This window comes from Faecalibacterium sp. I4-1-79 (assembly GCF_023347235.1).
Classification (GTDB): domain Bacteria; phylum Bacillota; class Clostridia; order Oscillospirales; family Ruminococcaceae; genus Faecalibacterium; species Faecalibacterium tardum.
Genome location: NZ_CP094467.1, coordinates 915,352 through 933,347, shown reverse-complemented (window position 1 = coordinate 933,347; position 17,996 = coordinate 915,352). Strand labels below are relative to the sequence as shown.

Annotated in this window: 21 protein-coding genes; 9 read left to right on the top strand and 12 right to left on the bottom strand. The window is 41.1% G+C overall.

Annotated elements, in window-relative coordinates; genetic code table 11:
- The first annotated feature begins 33 nt into the window (after positions 1-33).
- The 3 genes from MTP36_RS04525 (at position 34) to MTP36_RS04515 (ending at position 2,768) form a co-directional block, all read left to right on the top strand.
- Positions 34-2,130 carry a recombinase family protein gene (locus tag MTP36_RS04525; RefSeq protein ID WP_249253814.1) on the top strand — a complete coding sequence of 699 codons (2,097 nt, stop codon included), beginning with the start codon at positions 34-36 and terminating at the stop codon, positions 2,128-2,130.
- A complete protein-coding gene (locus MTP36_RS04520) occupies positions 2,127-2,414 on the top strand; it encodes a TnpV protein (RefSeq protein ID WP_249253812.1) in 288 nt (95 codons plus the stop codon). The genes MTP36_RS04525 and MTP36_RS04520 overlap by 4 nt, the downstream gene beginning before the upstream one ends.
- A gap of 72 nt (positions 2,415-2,486) precedes the next feature.
- The gene (locus MTP36_RS04515; RefSeq protein ID WP_249253810.1) at positions 2,487-2,768 is read left to right on the top strand and encodes a DUF6061 family protein; all 282 of its coding nucleotides are present in this window, start codon (positions 2,487-2,489) and stop codon (positions 2,766-2,768) included.
- 147 nt (positions 2,769-2,915) lie between these two features.
- On the opposite strand, the gene MTP36_RS04510 is transcribed toward MTP36_RS04515, so the two are convergent.
- Together MTP36_RS04510 and MTP36_RS04505 are read right to left on the bottom strand one after the other, a co-directional pair.
- Positions 2,916-3,314: a hypothetical protein gene (locus MTP36_RS04510; protein ID WP_098924823.1), complete on the bottom strand. Its 399-nt coding sequence runs from the start codon at positions 3,312-3,314 to the stop codon at positions 2,916-2,918.
- Positions 3,315-3,691: 377 nt separating this feature from the next.
- On the bottom strand, positions 3,692-4,048 hold the full coding sequence (locus MTP36_RS04505; RefSeq protein ID WP_249253808.1) for a helix-turn-helix domain-containing protein: 357 nt from the start codon (positions 4,046-4,048) through the stop codon (positions 3,692-3,694).
- A 167-nt stretch (positions 4,049-4,215) separates the two neighbouring features.
- Between MTP36_RS04505 and MTP36_RS04500 the strand changes: the two genes are divergently transcribed.
- From MTP36_RS04500 to MTP36_RS04480, 5 genes are all read left to right on the top strand, one after another.
- Positions 4,216-4,932, top strand: coding sequence for a LytR/AlgR family response regulator transcription factor (locus MTP36_RS04500; RefSeq protein WP_199680580.1), 717 nt, complete (start codon positions 4,216-4,218; stop codon positions 4,930-4,932).
- Entirely contained in the window at positions 4,920-6,242 is a 1,323-nt protein-coding gene (locus MTP36_RS04495) for a sensor histidine kinase (protein ID WP_249253806.1), read from the top strand. Before MTP36_RS04500 ends, MTP36_RS04495 begins: the two co-directional genes overlap by 13 nt.
- Before the next feature lie 119 nt (positions 6,243-6,361).
- Positions 6,362-6,847, top strand: coding sequence for a hypothetical protein (locus tag MTP36_RS04490; RefSeq protein ID WP_249253804.1), 486 nt, complete (start codon positions 6,362-6,364; stop codon positions 6,845-6,847).
- Positions 6,848-6,950: 103 nt separating this feature from the next.
- Entirely contained in the window at positions 6,951-7,268 is a 318-nt protein-coding gene (locus tag MTP36_RS04485; protein WP_442900252.1) for a DUF3847 domain-containing protein, read from the top strand.
- A gap of 157 nt (positions 7,269-7,425) precedes the next feature.
- The gene (locus MTP36_RS04480) at positions 7,426-7,662 is read left to right on the top strand and encodes a hypothetical protein (RefSeq protein WP_249253801.1); all 237 of its coding nucleotides are present in this window, start codon (positions 7,426-7,428) and stop codon (positions 7,660-7,662) included.
- Positions 7,663-7,905: 243 nt separating this feature from the next.
- Here the strand turns inward: MTP36_RS04480 and MTP36_RS04475 are convergent, their stop codons facing one another.
- From MTP36_RS04475 to MTP36_RS04435, 9 genes are all read right to left on the bottom strand, one after another.
- Positions 7,906-8,694, bottom strand: coding sequence for a DUF975 family protein (locus tag MTP36_RS04475; protein WP_055185889.1), 789 nt, complete (start codon positions 8,692-8,694; stop codon positions 7,906-7,908).
- A 191-nt stretch (positions 8,695-8,885) separates the two neighbouring features.
- Positions 8,886-9,221, bottom strand: coding sequence for a hypothetical protein (locus tag MTP36_RS04470; RefSeq protein ID WP_097778743.1), 336 nt, complete (start codon positions 9,219-9,221; stop codon positions 8,886-8,888).
- Positions 9,222-9,406: 185 nt separating this feature from the next.
- Positions 9,407-9,826: a hypothetical protein gene (locus MTP36_RS04465; RefSeq protein WP_242821977.1), complete on the bottom strand. Its 420-nt coding sequence runs from the start codon at positions 9,824-9,826 to the stop codon at positions 9,407-9,409.
- 1 nt (position 9,827) lies between these two features.
- Entirely contained in the window at positions 9,828-10,892 is a 1,065-nt protein-coding gene (locus MTP36_RS04460; RefSeq protein WP_249253799.1) for an FUSC family protein, read from the bottom strand.
- A 33-nt stretch (positions 10,893-10,925) separates the two neighbouring features.
- Positions 10,926-11,969 carry a HAMP domain-containing sensor histidine kinase gene (locus tag MTP36_RS04455; RefSeq protein WP_249253797.1) on the bottom strand — a complete coding sequence of 348 codons (1,044 nt, stop codon included), beginning with the start codon at positions 11,967-11,969 and terminating at the stop codon, positions 10,926-10,928.
- Complete coding sequence (locus tag MTP36_RS04450; RefSeq protein ID WP_129873037.1) at positions 11,969-12,679, bottom strand: response regulator transcription factor; 711 nt, start codon at positions 12,677-12,679, stop codon at positions 11,969-11,971. The genes MTP36_RS04455 and MTP36_RS04450 overlap by 1 nt, the downstream gene beginning before the upstream one ends.
- Positions 12,658-14,091, bottom strand: coding sequence for a phospholipase D family protein (locus MTP36_RS04445; protein WP_249253795.1), 1,434 nt, complete (start codon positions 14,089-14,091; stop codon positions 12,658-12,660). Before MTP36_RS04445 ends, MTP36_RS04450 begins: the two co-directional genes overlap by 22 nt.
- A gap of 210 nt (positions 14,092-14,301) precedes the next feature.
- Positions 14,302-15,861 (bottom strand): cardiolipin synthase, encoded by a 1,560-nt coding sequence (cls, locus tag MTP36_RS04440; RefSeq protein WP_005921174.1) that lies wholly within the window; start codon positions 15,859-15,861, stop codon positions 14,302-14,304.
- 382 nt (positions 15,862-16,243) lie between these two features.
- On the bottom strand, positions 16,244-16,447 hold the full coding sequence (locus MTP36_RS04435; RefSeq protein ID WP_249253793.1) for a helix-turn-helix domain-containing protein: 204 nt from the start codon (positions 16,445-16,447) through the stop codon (positions 16,244-16,246).
- Between the two features lie 115 nt (positions 16,448-16,562).
- On the opposite strand from MTP36_RS04435, the gene MTP36_RS04430 reads away from it, so the two are divergent.
- Positions 16,563-16,907 (top strand): hypothetical protein, encoded by a 345-nt coding sequence (locus MTP36_RS04430; protein WP_249253791.1) that lies wholly within the window; start codon positions 16,563-16,565, stop codon positions 16,905-16,907.
- 235 nt (positions 16,908-17,142) lie between these two features.
- On the opposite strand, the gene MTP36_RS04425 is transcribed toward MTP36_RS04430, so the two are convergent.
- Entirely contained in the window at positions 17,143-17,799 is a 657-nt protein-coding gene (locus MTP36_RS04425; protein WP_249253789.1) for an HD domain-containing protein, read from the bottom strand.
- Between the last annotated feature and the right edge of the window lie 197 nt (positions 17,800-17,996).

Below are 17,996 nucleotides of genomic sequence, written 5' to 3'. Positions count from 1 at the left end.
TTGAAAGATTCCATAAGAAAGGAGGTAGAACAAATGCCTAAAGAACCAAAAATCACCGCACTCTATGAGCGTTTGTCAAGAGATGATGATCTTGCTGGTGAATCGAATTCCATCACCAACCAAAAGAAATATCTGGAAGATTACGCACAAAAGAACGGCTTCAAGAACATCCGCCATTTTACAGATGATGGCTTTTCAGGTGTGAATTTCAATCGTCCCGGCTTTCAATCTCTAATAAAAGAGGTAGAAGCAGGAAATGTCGAAACGCTTATTGTGAAGGATATGAGCCGCTTAGGACGAAATTATCTGCAAGTCGGTTTTTATACGGAAGTTCTGTTCCCACAGAAAAACGTCCGATTCCTTGCAATCAACAACAGCATCGACAGCAACAATGCTTCAGACAATGATTTTGCTCCGTTTTTGAATATTATGAACGAATGGTATGCCAAAGACACGAGTAATAAAATCAAGGCTGTGTTCGATGCCCGGATGAAAGATGGAAAACGTTGCAGCGGCTCTATTCCGTATGGATATAACCGTTTGCCGAACGACAAGCAGACACTTGTTGTTGATCCGGTGGCATCCGAAGTCGTAAAGCGCATTTTTCTTCTTGCGAACGAAGGAAAAAGCCCACGGACAATCGCAGAACTGTTGACAGAGGAAAAAGTCCTGATTCCTGCTGCATACGCAAAGAAATATCACCCGGAGCAGTACAATGGGACAAAGTTCTCCAATCCGTACCTGTGGGGCACCTCCTCCGTAAGAACAATTTTAGGTCGGCAGGAATATCTGGGACACACTGTTTTACGAAAATCTGTAAGCACAAATTTCAAACTTCACAAGAGAAAAGAAACAGATGAAGATGAACAGTACGTTTTCCAGAACACGCATGAACCGATTATATCGCAAGAACTTTGGGATAGTGTTCAGAAACGCAGATGCCGAGTGAATCGTGCTTCTGCTTGGGGAACGCACACCAACCGTTTAAGCGGGTATCTGTATTGTGCCGACTGCGGCAGAAGATTGACCTTGCAAACACACTACAGTAAAAAGGATGGGTCTACTCAATATTCTTATCGTTGTGGTGGATATGCAAGTCGGGTGAATGGCTGTACTGCCCATTCAATCAGTGCCGATAATGTTGAAGCCTTGATATTGGCATCGGTCAAGCGCTTTTCGAGATTTGTTCTAAAAGATGAAGAAACCTTCGCTTTGGAACTGCAATCACTTTGGAAAGAGAAACGTGAAGAAAAGCCGAAGCAGAACCAATCGGAATTGAAACGTTGTCAAAAACGCTATGATGAGCTTTCTGCCCTTATTCGTAGTCTGTACGAAAATCTTATGTCTGGACTGTTGCCCGAACGACAGTACAAGCAGCTGATGGCACAGTATGATAGCGAGCAAGCAGAATTGGAATCGCAGATGGAAACGATGAAATCCGAAATTGCCGAAGATAAGTCAAGTTCTGTTGATATTCAACATTTTATTTTGCTGATTCGTAAGTGCAAAAATCCAACAGAAATCTCCGATTCAATGTTTAACGAACTTGTCGATAAAATCGTTGTTTATGAAGCCGAGGGTGCAGGCAATGCCCGCACACAAAAGGTTGACATTTATTTCAACTATGTCGGCCAAGTCGATATTGCTTATACCGAGGAAGAACTTGCCGAACTAAAAGCGCAGAAGGAGCAGGAAGAACAGCAGCGCATGGAAAAACAGCGCAAACGTGAAAAAGCCTATCGAGAAAAGCGAAAGGCAAAGATAATCGCTAAAAACGGTGGCGAAATCATTAAAACCAAAACGTGTCCGTACTGCGGGAAGGTGTTTACACCTACGAGCAACCGACAGCTTTTCTGTTCAAGAGACTGCTGGAATCAGGCAAGACAGGAGCAAAAGAAAGCGGATAGAGAAGCCGAGAGAGGAACTCACTACTACAGGCAACGTGCCTGTGCCGTATGTGGGCATTCCTACTGGCCTACACACAGCCAGCAGGAATTTTGTTCCGAGGAGTGCAGGAGGATTAACCACAACAGGAAAACCTTGGAATTCTATCACAAGAAAAAAGGAAATCTAAAACCAGACCCAGAAGCAACCCCAACGCCGAAACCAAAGGAGGACAATGCGGCATGACTATCATGAAAAATTCCATCCATGACAACGCTAACGGTCTGGACTACAACCTTGTCAATGACCACTATCTGCCGAATCTGACCGCAGCAGCCCCGGCAGAGCAGCACCCCACCGGGCGGTGGGGCCGCTTACATAAAATGTATCTGAAGGAGCAGCATCCCATCCGGTACAATCAACTGCTCCTGTCCGGGGAGCTGGGTAGCTACCTTGCCAAGCTGGACAAGCAAGTCGAGGAGCAGCTTGCATTGACCGTCCGGCAGATGCGGGACAGTGCTGTTGGGTGACTTAAGAGAAAGAAAAAAGATACCACATATCGTTGAAAATTAAATTTCAAAATCATTAAAGGAGCGATTCAAATGAAACGAAATCAGAATTTCGACCATAATCACTCTCAAAAAGTGCTTTCCTGTCGCTACAACATGGACACCAACCGGGCGGAAGCCCGATTTGAAGATGGCACCACCCTTTCCATTGATTGTATCGCCATTGAGGACGAGTACGGCAACACCCCGGTACAGCGGGCGAAACTGGACTGGTTGCTGTACAATAAGCCTTTGGAGTATGCCCAACTTGTGCTGGGTGATGAAATTGAGCATTATCTCTCACTTGGCTGTGACCATGGTAGACTGGAAGACTAATCTCTAATTAAAATATCCGAATTGAATCAGCCATCTACTTACAGTCGTAGTGACTGAAAAGAGAACTGCTATAATGCTATGAATTAGAGTATTATGAAAGCTCGCCAGACATAAAATCTGGCGAGCTTTCACTTTTCCGTAATGGGATTAGATTGCTGTAGACCTTGATACAAAAAGATAGATAATGAAAATGCACCACAAAACGACTTCAGCAATTATCAGATACTTTAAGTGCTGATGCAACTTATCTGGATCAATTTTTTCCTTTTTTAATAAAATGAAAATGAAATCTCGCATTTTATCAATATCTTCCTGCTTAACTTCCAACTTCAAATAAAAATTCTTCCCAAAGAGGAGTTGGTGCAATCCATAGTAAATTGAAAGCAAAATCAGAAATAAAGTAACACTTGCAAAAGCTGGTTGCGCCCAATCTACCACCGTTGCGCTTTCCGACAATGTAACATTTCTATAAAAAACAAGGTCGTTTAAGCCCGTAGCAAATAGAAACAAATCCCACAGGAGAAATGTATATAGAGCTTTCTTCATTTTCTATACCTTTTAACCACCAACCGCTTGATAATAATCCTTTTCGGTTAAAAAAGGTGTGGATACCAATCTTTTAGTTGCGGTCATGTTGAGTCATCTCCTTTTTGTAAAACATCATACCTGCATTCGAGGAATCGGTTAATATTTTAAGTTCTGCACTGGGATCACCTCATATCAATCTCATATTCGTGCTTTAGGTATTAAAAATATCAAAGCACAAGAATCAATCCCTGTCCATGATTTTGTAACAACAGAGAGAAAATTTGTAACGAAATCGGTGTGGTTGCAAATAATATGACCCTCAACACTGGGCATCCAGCATTGAGGGTCATATCTAAGTAATATTCTTGCACCCGTACTGTATTGAAAATCAATCGTTAACCGAAGGCTTTTATTATGTCATGAAGAATTTCCATCTGCTGCGGCGAAAGATCATTTCCTTTTCGGCTTGGCGAAAGCAATTCATTACGGAGTTTAATTAAAGTTTTCTTTTGCGCACCAGTCAATCCAGAAAGAGATAGTACTTCTGGCGCATCCAGTCCTAGGAGTTCATCTGTTGAAATGCTAAATAAGGATGAAATGCTTGCAAGAACATCCAACGGAATTGCATGTGCATCACTTTCATATCCACTGGCTGTGGATACAGCCTTATTTAACCGTTTAGCCAAATCCGCCTGCGTCCAGCCACGACTTTCTCTCAGCTTTTTTAGTTTTTCTCCTAAATAATGCTCCATTCCCGTACACTCCTATCCTATATAAAGTGTACTATTTGAAATTTCAACATAATCGTACTATACTACATATAATGTTCGATTATATTGAAATTCAATTGACTTGTGAGGAGCAGGGCTGTATGTTGTGTGATAAAAAGCATTCCCATGTGCAATGGAGGGATTTCAAAATGAATGTCTTGGTTTGTGATGATGACCAGCAGATTGTTGATTCTATTATTGAAGAACTCAAAAAGAAAAGTGAGGAAACGCATGTAGCATCAAGATTTTATGGAGTTTCGCAGCCAAGTCAAATAGACTTTTCTCGTCCTTATGATATTGCGCTTCTGGATATTGATATGGGCGAAACAAATGGAATTGAGCTTGCCAGAAAGTTACGAGCAGAAAATGAAAATATTGTGATTATCTTCATTACGAATTTCATTCAGTATGCTCCAGAGGGATTTGAGGTTCAAGCCTTTCGATACTTACTAAAAGCAGATCTCTCTGCTAAACTTGATTCCTACTTTGATTCAGCTGTCCAAGAAGTACTTCGACGGAAACAGCTTGTCACAATTTCAATCAACTCTGAAATTATCGATGTACCTGTAAATGACATTCTGTATTTAGAATCTCATCGAAGAATCATTGTTATGCACTTGTTGGACGAAAAACGCCCAGCATACCAATTTTACGGCAACATAACGGAACTATCCGAAAAAATCGAGCCACTCGGTTTCCTTCGTATTCAAAAAAGCTATCTTGTCAATATGCACTATGTCGAAATCTTTCAATACAATAAAGTCCAATTGCGCGGTGGTCTTTGTCTGGCTCCAAGCGAAAAGAATTATAGTGAGCTAAAACAGAAATATTTACATTGGCGAGGTAAAAGTAGATGGATGCTTTGATCAGTTTGGTTTACACAATCATAGATTCAGTCTGCGTATGTCTGTTTTTAGACGCTTTTGCTTCGCACCGTTGGAAAGGTCATAGATTCCTTGTCGGTGTAATAGTTCAAACTATTTTAATGTATGCATCCATTGAATTCAGTGTTATTGCCTTAAATCGAAACCAAATCGTCAAAATTCTCTTGATTCTACTATCCTGCTTTATTGTTGCCAGAACTCTATATGAGAATATCTCAGGAAAGTTTTTATTATTTCTTATCGTTGTAGAATATCTCTTGACTTATAGTTTATCTTTTGCAGTCGGAATGCTTGCAACATCGGTTTGTGGGATGGATGCTCAGACGTTTCAAGCCGACAAGACGTTATCCCTAATCTATGGAATCTCTTATTATTCATCCGAATTATTTATTATTGCGCTATTTCGCAAAATGATGCTTCAGCGTATGGGCAACAGACCCAGAAGCGATGCTCAACATTCGCAGCTGATACTGTACTTTCTATTCCCATGCGCATCGTTTGTAATGCTTGTGATCCTACTTTACGTTACAAGCGGTCATAATATAGAAGAGTTTGTTTCTGCTGGCTGTTGTATTCTCATTTTTATTTCAAACGTCGCAGTCCTCTTTTTATTGGAGCAAATGGAGTATGCAGCATCGGAAAGAGAACAATTATTGATGCTTAACCAGCAGATTCAGCTACAATCGAAAAACATGACTTCGGCAAGCGAACTTTATTCTGCCCAAAGGAAAAAAGTTCACGATTTCCGGGCGCACCTGAATATCCTAAATCGATTGATGAAGAATCAAGAGTATTCTGCCGCTGAAGAATATCTTGAAAAAATCACCGAACAGCAAACTGATCGGCTATTCCTTGTCAACACACATCATCCCATCTTGGACGCACTTTTCAATACAAAAGCTGCCGAAGCAACTCAAAAGAAGATCAGCATTGATTTTGAAGTGAATGATCTATCAAATCTTCCATTTGATGTCTCCGATATGGTAGTGCTTCTATCAAACCTTTTGGATAATGCCATTGAAGCGTGTCAGCAGTATGATAAGGGCGATAAAGCGATTCATGTCATGGCCGTTGCACAGCAAGACTTTTTTGTCTCTGTCCGAAACACATCGGAACCGGTTGTAATTATAAATGGTTCCATTCCAACTACAAAACCAGAACCACAGCTGCATGGTTTTGGACTTGCGAACATCCGGCTGATTCTTGAAAAATACAGTGGAGAGTATACGATGTTCTATGAAAATGGGTGGTTCCAGTTCACTGCTGATATACCGTTCACTCCGATTTCGTGACAGATTTTATCCATGTTAGTACAAAAGCATGGACGAAATCTTCTATTGTATGTATAGTAACAATAAGATGCAGATGATTTCAATGCATCTATAAGAGTTCGCGTATAATAGTTTGTTTCTTGAAGAAGGGAGTGTGTCAGCATGAAAAAATAGAAGCCAATCCTATTTGCAATTGTGATTCTAATATTGCTTTTATTTATTATTGGTGGAATGCTGGGACTGCTTCCTCAACCGCTTTTCGTCTTGTCATCACAAACCATTCTGGTTATATTGGTCTGCGGCGTTGCATTGATAATCGGACTTCTGCTGAAATTTTTCGACAAGAAGTGAGATGCTTAGGAGTTTCTATGTTGCCATTTTTCAATCAAAAAGAGCTGGTTGTTTGCTCGAATCAATCTCAATACCAAAAATACACATCGCTTTTAGAAAAGGCAGGAATAGCCTATCGAACAAAAGCACGCGATTTATCATCACCGTCTCTGTTTTCAATGGGAACCCGTGAAAGAGCCGGAACTGCATTTCAAAAGGTCAATTATCAAACGCTCTACACAATATACGTTCGCAAAGTTGATTACGAGCGTGCTGTTCACGTTATCATTGTTTGATTCAACTGCCAAAACCATATACGCTTTTCCTCGCCAAACAATCAGTTGCAAAGCAGGTCTGATTGTTTGGCTTTTTATTTTCTGAAAAAGGAGCGTGATGCCATTGACCCAACCCAAAACCGACCTTGCCTACCTCCGTAGCGAAAAAGCCAAAGCAGAGCAGAAGCTGCGCTCTTGCCAGCACCGGGAAAAGATCCTTGAACGCAGGATGTCGGAGCTGAACCGGAGAGAGCGTGTGCATCGTCTTTGCACCCGTGCTGGAATGCTGGAAAGCTTTCTGGTCTGTCCGGGAGAGCTGACCGACGATCAGGTGATGGAGCTGCTGAAAATCTCGTTCCGTCAACCGGAAGTCGTGCTAGCGCTTGCAAAGATGGTGCATGACGTTCACGAAAAGCAGAACGTCCAAAAACCTTTAGAATAAAGGGCGCAATTATACACCTCGTCGTCACTTGCCGCGTATCGTTCGCATTCTCAAAAAGATGGTTGTCTTTGGGCTGTTTTCGTTGCCTACCTATCGGCCCATTGAATGCCATTGGGTAATAACGTCAGAAAAGTCACCTCCGAGAACTTTCCTACAGATGCAGGTCACCAAGGGCATGACCATCACGGTGCGGTACTTCAAGGCGGATACCGCCCACCCGGAGATTCCCGCAGTGGGCAACTACGTCACCCTGACTGGCAAGGCAGACCGCATCGACCCGGTGTTCCGCACCTTGCAGGTGGGCGACACCGTAGTGCCCTTTGAAGATCTGGTGGAGGTCAGTGGGGAGGGTATCATGGAGATCGACCAATATCTCGGCATCTCCGAGGAATAAAAAACGCTGGGAGAAATCTCCCAGCGCAAGCAGCCCTAATCACGGTACCGATATGTGCCAAGCCAAAGCGGACCCAGCACCCACAACCAAGTCAGTGAAACCGTTCTCGTCACTTTTAATACCGTAAGCACCAGCGTTAAAGCAAATAAGAGGGTCATTGCAATTATTTCGGAACGGTCAGGTTTCTTATCCATACGCAGATCACCTCGAAAATCCGGTCACATCTGCGAAATAGTATAAAAGTCAGTATGCTTCATCCGGTTCGGTAGGTGCTGCGGTAATATCGCGGTAGAAAGTGGCCCATGCAGCTTCCTCATAGGGGCGTACAAAAAAGAAGCCAATGCTCAATGGAATTGTCAGCAGAAGAAAAAGAGAAATCGCCATAGCCTCTGAACCGGTGAAATATTTGAGAACCAGAAAACCCCCGGCATACAGTGGCAACGAACAGAGCAGCTCCCAGCCAATGAAGCTGAAATCCAGACAGAACAGCCGCCATTTGTTGCCGTCCATAATCCGCCGGGATTCTGTGATTGCTTCATTTGCAGTCAACGAAGGATGTTCGGACATGATGTAAGGTGTCATCGCATAGCTGTATGTTTTCACGATTCCCGGAATCACCAACAGCAGCGACCAGAGGGCGATGTACAGACCCTGCAGGAATTTCATGCAGAAGCCATCCCACAGACGATCTTTCTGAGAGAACAAGTCCGAGATGGCAGCATCATTTCCATCTACAAGGTTCAGATTAAAATGAGCATATCCCAGTTGAACTGCACCGCCCACGATCAGTTGGAGGATTGCCCACAGACCAATGCCGACAAGCAAAACAGCAAGCAGACGACCGCCGTTTGGCTGGGCGAACAGGTTAAAATGAATGTCCTTTGCCTGATTGGAATTGGAAACGACACTGTTGGAACTGCTCACAATGGTAGCACCGAGCGCACTGGCGGCAATACCTGTCAGAACAGCAGTTTTCCATTTTCCGCGCAGAGCATCGAGAGCGAGCATACGATAGTCGGCAGATATTTTCATAAAAGCAACCTCCTGTCTGAAAATGGCAAGTATGTGTGAAAAGGAATATGATACGCCACTTTAATTTAGATACGTTTGAAACGCTGAAAAAATTGCAGCATGAATGAAAAAGAGGCTGCTGCACCGGCTTTTATCCGTGTGCAACAGCCCCTTCCTTTACTTCAGCAGCTTGTCCAGTTCATCATATTGCATTACTGGAGCTTTGCAAGGATTTCTTCAGCCGTCATACCGCTGGCAAGCAGCTTCTTCAGCACATCTTCTGCTTCGCCCTTCTTTGCTTCTTCTGCTGCCTTTGCTTCGGCGGCAGCTTTTTTGTTTTCGGCTTTGGCAAGTTCCTTGGTGGCGGCTTTCAATTCTGCTTTCTTGGCTTTCAGCTGCGTTTTCAGATCATCGAGATTTGCAGTCAGCGTAGCAACCTCAGATTCGATTTTTTCCTTTTCAGCGGTCTTTTCTGCAACGACGGCTGCATAATCAACGCTGGCCTTTACAGTACGAGCCTTATTCTTGCTTCCCTTGGGTCTTGCCATAATAATTTCCTCCCATACAGTGAAATAATTTGATACTTACAAGTATATTCCAAATAGTCAGAATTGCAATAGGTAACCTGAGCTGTTTTCAACTGCTACTGTGCCACATCAGAAGGTAGGGCTTCATAATGGCAAGATACTTATCGCGTGCAGAACTTTCGTGCATATGCTTCTTGAGAATCCATCTAGTGAATACCGACACCCTCCATGATCTTTTCTATCCAATTTGTGGAAGAATCATTTTTCTCACTAAATGACCCCAAATAATGTGACGAACTCTCAACCTCTATTATTACACCATCCGGCATTCTGTATTTTTCTAAACTGAGATTCAAACCTTTAAGTGGGATTGTTCTAGCCAGTTGAGGGATAGAAACTGTATGGAGAATATCAATTTTTGATAAACCTCTATACGTTTCTGTCTTTTCGGCTTCACTTAGCAACCGTTCTGCATACTGATTTGAAATAACCTGTATGCGAAATTGTTCTTTTTCATCCTCGGTCATCTCAAGTGGAACGCCGTGCAATGTGTCTACAATATAGGACGAAATTTTAGCGAAGTGCTCGTCAAAATCAGTGGTATTCAAATTTTCTTCCTGATTCACTTCACTCTGCATGTACGGTCACCTCACTTTCCTTTTTTTTAGGCATAAACCAATAAAACATAACACAAAATGCTAAAGCAAACACAACACCAAAAACATTTTGACTCACTCTAAGACTAACCGCTCCTTGTAGTCCATATGTCTCTGCAGCAATGGCTAAAGCACCAAATGTGTTAAATACTGCCTGCCAGCCATATTGTGCTGAAAATCCTACACCGATTCCACCAAGAATTCCTATATATGCATAGATTGACGAAGGAAGCAGAAAATATAATACTGTAAAACATATAACACCTGCAATATTTCCGACAATCCTTTTACGGACTCTGTAGTGCATATCTTCCATAGACGGCAAAATCACGGACATGGCCGCAATACCAGCCCACATTGCACGTGGCATATTACAAAGTTCTGCAATGCAAAGGACAATCGGTACGCATAAAATCTGACATAGCTGCCATTTTGTTCTGGAAGAAGTGATATCAAATTCTTGTATCAGATCTTTCAGATTTCTTTTATAAGTTCTGTTTTTATGATTTCGATAAAATACGAAGCAGGTAAGTGCTGCACCTAAAGCCATTCCGACTAATCGCATCTGATAGCTTTTTCCCGTAACATCATAACCATATAGCAGCAGATACCCAAGAACCAATGTAGATTGATTAAACATGGATGGATTATGGCATCCGAACAGAATCAACACAGCCAGTGCCGCAATATTTAACAGCATTCCCAATACCGGTGAAAACTGATTTGCTAAATGCGGACATACAGTCATAATTACAAAGAACAAAGCCAAAAGCATCGTAGATTGTCCGGTGTGGATCCCCAGATCCGCATTCCTAAACACCATGAGACATAATAAGACTACTACACCTACAATGCTGTTCTCATTTCCAAATAGGATGCTGAAAATACTAACAAAGAAAAAACAAAATGCCATTGTAGCAGCTATCTTCACCAGATATACCCACATATGATATAATTTTTCTTTTAGTGTTTCACTCTTTTTCAACAGGTTTTTAGAACCTGCCTGATTTAACTGCAACTCCTGATAAAATGTCATATAAATTCTCCCATCTTCTAATTTATCTTAAAACTAGATAATCTCATCTTTCTGCTTTGGCAGCTCTATAACAAATCTGCATCCACCATATTCACGGTTTTCTGCTTTGATTGTTCCTCCGGCACTATCTACAATCCGTTTTACAAGTGCAAGACCTAGGCCATTTCCTTCTGCTTTATGAGATCCATCTACCTGATAGAACTTGTCAAATATTCTGGATTTTACATCATCCTCTATTCCTGGTCCTTCATCTTCCAGAATGAACTTAACAGAATCCTGTTCTTGTCTCAGAAACATCGTAATTGTCCCCTTTGAAGGGCTGAACTTAATCGCATTATCTAAAAGATTTATCCAGATATGCATAAAAAGTCCTTCATTCGCAGTATATTTAACTTCCTCCAATTCTACCTGAAAACCAATTTCTTTTTCTGTCCATTTTGTTTCCAATGAAAGAACTGCCTGGCGGATCTGTTCATCCAGACGATATTCTGTTTTTTTCATTGGTATATTCTGATTCTCTAACTTGGATAACAGCAAAATATTACCAACCAATCCGGAAAGTCTTTGGGTGTTAAATAAGATTTTTTCTACATATTCCTCTTGTTCCGGAGACAGTTCTTCTCCCTGAAGCAGCATTGTATATCCTTCAATGGCATTAATCGGGGTCTTAAACTCATGAGAAACATCAGATACAAAATCCATCTGCAGCACCTCTGTTGCACGAAGTTCTTTTGTCATAACGTTAAAACTTTGATAAGATTCTCCAACTTCTGCTATACGGCTGTTCGTTTCCAAATGCTGTTCAAAATCTCCCCGAGAAACTTCCTTCATTGCTTTACTAAGTCTTGTAATTGGTTCCAGTAACTTTGCATTAATAAAGGAAGTGATCAGCCCTGCAATCAATGTATTGAAAATCAAAAGCCAGCCAAGCACAGGTATGCTGCCCGGCAGATTAAAAAAATGATTCAAAAAAGCAAATAATAAAGCAGATATGACTGTTGAAAATACAAGTGCCAGCCAGATTGCACCAGTCAGACAGGATCGGATCCGCAATCCTTTTTCTTTCTTTTGTTCCATTATTTTTTCACCACCTTGTATCCAATTCCACGCATTGTTACGATTTCAAAATCAGGGTTATCTTTAAAACGCTCTCTGATTCTTCCTATATGTACCTCTATCGTATGTGGGTCTGCCTCCGTCTCGTATCCCCATACTTCATCCATCAACTGTTGTTTTGTAAATATTCTGCCTGGCGAAGCTGCAAGCTTATATAAAAGCAGGAATTCTTTTTTAGGCAAAGCAAGACTTTCCTTATCAGTTGTAACCGTCATTGCATCGTAATCAAACTCTGTTGAGCCGATCACAATTTTGTGTTCATTCAGTATCTGTGCACGGCGAAGCAGTGCTCCGACTCTTAAAACCATTTCATTCACATTTACCGGTTTTACCATATAATCGTCACTTCCCGAAAGAAATCCCTGGCGCATATCATCAAAGGAACCTTTCGCAGTGATCATAAGTACAGGTATCTGATATCCTGCTGAACGGAGTTCCGACACCAGTTCATAACCATCCATAACCGGCATCATAATATCAGAAATGATCAGATCAATATATTCCTTAACCAATACTTCTAATGCCTGTGCTCCATCCGATGCACTTTTGACTTGATATCCATTCTTCTCAAGCACTTTTTGGAATAGCTGGCTTAATTCTTTATCATCTTCTACAATCAATATTTGAAACACGTTTTCCTTCCTCCTTATTAAAACAGATACCTTGCCCATCCAAGCAGATGCTGTACCAAAAATATTTTTCTCTGACGTTTCTTTGTTAATTCGATTGGCTCTACATGATATGGATCACGATAGGTTCCATCTTCCAATACCTGGCGGGACACTCTTTCATATTCCATCATGCCCTCTTCCAACTGTTTATTAATATCTTTACTGCGAATTACAAGCATCAGTTCCGTATCCAGATATGCACTTCTCATGTCCATATTAAAGGAACCGATTACAGACAGATCATCGTCAATCAGAATACTTTTTCCGTGGTATGAATAACCGCCTTCATATTCCCAGATATTAATTCCTGTACTTAAGATTCTATTTCTGTTTTTCGCATAATCGGCAGCCCCAAATGGATTCCCATTATTCGCAACTGAATTTGTCATGATAGAAAAATCTGAAACGTTCTCTGCAATCTCCTCCCATGTATTATACATCATATCATTACAGATAATATATGGCGTGTGGATCTTCACACGATTTTTTGCATTTTTCATCAATTCTCCCAACTGATACCACACTACTGGTTCTTTGGAACCTGTGTGAATAGGATTTGACACTAATGCAATCTTTTCTGTCTCAAAAGTTTCGTCCGTGTAATCGGTATCGCAGATTCTTTCCTTATTCTCTTCAAAATATTTCTGATAGCCGTTCTGCAACTCTAAAACTGCGTTCTTTACAGATTTTCTATTTGCCAGTTTTTTATTGTCATGAAAATAATCACTGTCTTCTTGTTCCCATATCGTTTCAAAATACTCTAACAACTGGTTAACTGAATTATCTTTCTCAGGTTCATCGCAAACCACTAACACGTCTCTGTCATAGTTCTTATGTCCCGGAAAATCACCCAGAAAATAATTGTATGTATTTCTTCCCCCAAGAATATATCTCTTTCCATCTGCAATCAAATATTTATCATGCATTCTACCCATTATTTTCCACGGTTTCAACGGATTGGCCTTATTATACAGTTTAATTTCAACATTCTCATGGGAAGATAATCCATAGAAATACGGATTTCCTTCCATATCAATCCAGCTCTCCATTCCGTCTACTAACAGACGAATATGTACACCTCTGTCTGCCGCATCATGCAGTGCTACTAAGATCAATTTTCCACTTTCATCGGATTGAAATGCAAAAGTAGAAAGAATAATTTCCTTTTTTGCATTCTTGATCAAACGCACTCTTTGTAAAAGCGCTTCTGGATTCTTTTCTATGATTACTGCCCGTTCTGTATTTTCACTGCATTCGTTCCATGACCCATTTTTTGTTTCTTTTTTGGTTGTATTGGACACTTCCGGCTGCTTTTTATATGCAACGCAGATTCCGAGCAATTCATAAAAAGCCACACATAAAAAAATTGCCAGTATAACAAGAAGAATTTTACATATTTTATGCTTTTTCATTGTACATCACCTGATTCCTTTTTATTTCTTATTCTTATTCATTAGCAATACAATACAATAGAAAACTCAATTTAACCTCAACAAGGTTTGTTTTTTCATCCATGCAAAATCTTCTTTGTACAACAGACTGTTAGATATAGCAAAAACGGCCTTTCAAAAACAGTTAACTTCTAAATCAACTGTTTTTTGAAAGGTCGTTTCAACAGATTCTTATAGCAATCCAGCAAATAATCTCATAAATAATTGTCCCAGTCGCAAATATGCACTTCGTCCGGTTTGATATTGGTCTGTCACATCACGACATTCTCCCATCGTTCTTATCAGATCATTTTTTATTTCCACAACTGCCTGACAATCTGCCATAAAACAGCCGTTTTCAAAATGGTGATATAAACTTCGATAATCCAAATTAATTGTTCCACAAGTTGCCATACAGTCATCTGCCACACTCATTTTTGCATGACAGAAACCAGGAGTCCACTCATAAACACGAACACCATGTTTAACTAATCCATGATAAAAAGAACGAGTTACATTATAAATGAATTTTTTATCAGGGATACCAGGTGTGATAATTCTTACGTCTACCCCTCGCTTAGCAGCCAGACATAACGCATGCGTCATTTCGTCTGTTATGATTAGATATGGAGTCATAAACCAACAATATTTTTCGGCTTTATTTATCATACTGATATAAACTTCTTCTCCGACCTGCTCATTATCCATAGGACTGTCTGCATAAGGCTGAACAAAACCTGTTTGCTGTGCTTTATAATCGTAATGAATAATGTATTTACTAAAATCAGTATCATTCGTAGCTTTTTCACTAACAGCATTCCACATTTCTAAAAATGTCACTGTAAGCGACTGAACAGCATCTCCTTCTAAACGAATACCTGTATCTTTCCACTGTCCATACGGGTGTGTGTAATTAAAATATTCGTTTGCTAGATTATATCCACCTGTAAATCCGACTTTTCCATCAATAACTGTTATTTTTCTATGATCACGATTGTTCAAAAACAGATTTAAACCTGGCATAAACGGATTGAATACACGGCAATGAATTCCTATTGTCTCCATTTTTTTCACAAAATCTGTGTTAATAAAGCCTATAGAACCCATATCATCGTAGAATACTCTAACTTCCACACCTGCTTTTACTCGCTCTTCCAGAACATCTTGAATCTTATGCCATGCTTCAGCGTCTTCTATCGCATGATATTCCATAAAGATAAACTTTTGTGCTTTCTCCAAATCCTTAAGCTGTGCCTCTAATCCTTTCACTGCTTCATCAAAATACACAATATCCGTATTCTGATAGATTGGATACTGCGAATTTCTTTGTATGTAACTTGCTATATTTCCTGCTTTCGGAATTGTTTCTTTTATTCTGCTCAAACACTCCTGACTGTCCGGAAGCATTGGTAACAATTTGCTATCAATTTCTGCATACCGCTCACGCATTTTATGTGTGCCACCATTCAAACCAATCAACAAATACAGGCCTACACCCATAATTGGGAAAATTAGAATTAAGATGACCCAAGGCATTTTCATAGAGGATGTCTTATTTGATGCGTACAATCCCAAAACCAAGATCCCACTCAAAATCCTTGTAAATAAATTTATGACTTCTGCATATTCATTCAAGCGTGTTACGATAGTAATAATAAAAATCACTTCCAGAAGAATGCAGATTATGGAAAAACACAGCCGTTTTACCCCATTTTTTGTTTTTGCTTTGCCCTCTAAAGTATCTTGTTTCATATATATTCCGCCTTCCTACTTGCTCAGTTTTCTCCCTAAATTTCGTGGAACATACCAATTTTGTCTTTTATTCTCTGCATTTCATTACACCGGACTGGATAAGTTTGGTGCGGATGTCCTCATACAGTGAAATAATTTGATACTTACAAGTATATTCCAAATAGTCAGAATTGCAATAGGTAACCTGAGCTGTTTTCAACTGCCAATGCAAATCTTATTCGGTATGCCCGAAGATCGTCGCAAATGTATTCCTTCAATGGTAACAATCATGGAGATTAGCGTTTATCTGGAGATTGCCAAAGGATAAATAGAAGCAGTATTAAAGCCGTTCACCACGCAGATTTTCCAGCGTGGCGAACGGCTTTTTTTGCTGCCCCTATATTTACAGGTAGGAGGAATCGAAGAAGTCTTTTAATGTAATTCCTAAACCCTGACAAATTCTTTCAATCGTCTCTACGCTTAACTGCCCTCCCCGACGGGCGGTGGTTTGAATCGTGGAGTACGATATTCCGCATTTTTTTGTCAACACACATAGATTCATATCACGCTCTTTCATCAAATCCTGAACACGCTTGATCGTATCCACGAAAACTCCTCCCATCTTTTTAGTTCAAAACTTTTCCAACAACCTCGAATCTTTGCTCTGGAGATATAAGGATCGGCGAATATTTGGTGTTAAGAGAAACCAAAACCGGTTGGTTATGCACCACGCCATAGCTGTCGGTAAGGAACTCTGCTTGGGATTTGTCTGGGGTATGTTCATCGTATTTTTTCAGATATCCACAGTCATCATATACGAATATCCCGATATCCCCGCATTCAAGTTCTTCGCAGCGCTTCACCCATACAATCTGTCCGTTATGATAAGAGTGGAGCCTTTTGCAAGGCCCCGCTCTTATTGCTGCCGTTATGATGAGCAACTTGCCGCAGAAAAGCAGCGCACCGAGCGGGTGACCAAGCGCATTTTGACCAAGGAAGAAATGTCATCATCCGTTCCTTTATCGACTATGCCGGCAGTACAATCACAAAAAAACTGGAAACGCTGATGGCGGGTGGTTGCATCGTTGAGCGTGTGGATGAAAACCTGACCTATGATTATCTGCACGCCTCGGAAGATAACCTCTGGAGTACGCTGTATCTGACAGGATATGGTCACGCATGCCGCCATAGCAGTCATATTGAAAGACATCCCGCCTGAAAGTGAAGGCTTTACTTTCAGGCGGGACTTTTTGTTTTTTATTATAAAGGCTGGTTCCTGTTCTTTGCGGAGATGGCCACACATTAAAGAACTTTGGCCCCATTGGCCGTTAACTTGAAGGTTGTTCCCAGCATATCGGCAGCCCCGCGGCACATCAGCATCCGCTGCAGGAAAATCTCAAAATATTCGTACATGCTGCAAATGTCGGTGTCGATTTGCAGATTCAGTGAGATGACCTTTTTCTCGGTGTTGATTTTCAGAGTCTGGCCTGTCACCGCGTAATTGACCCGGTCATGGATATCAAAGGTTGCCTTTGGCTTTTCTCGCACGCGGCTGCGGCGCACATCAGTCTTGTCACCGATGATGAGGGCTGCCGAGATGGGATCCACAGCTCTGCCGGTAGATTCATCGTGATTGGAAATGGCAGATACGATGGTGATGCGGTCCGGAATGCTCAGGTCATATTGTTTGAGAATCTCATTGGCCAGCAGCCCACCGTATTCGGCGTGGCGGTTCCGGTTGATGGCATTTCCGATATCGTGCATATAGCCTGCGATCCGGGCAAGCTCGATGTCATGTTCCGAATAACCGAATTTTTTCAGGATATGCGCAGCGGTTTCTGCTACCCGGACGCAATGAGCCTGCGAGTGGTCGGTATAGCCCAGCAAGCCCAGATTCTGATTGCCTTTTTTCAGCAGTTCGTTGACTTCTTCGTTGTATTTGATGTCCTTATACGTCATGGCTTTGCCCTCGGTTCACTTGTTGAAAGAAAGTATCTATTATTATAAGATGATCCCGGAGAAGTTACAATCAAATTGTGGTAAAACCCATGCAATTTTTCCGGTGATGCAGCGCTCGCCCTCGCCAGAGTTTTTCTTTGGCGGGAAATTTTTGTTGCCAAACTTTTACATAAGCTTTACCCCAGCAGGATAGTTTG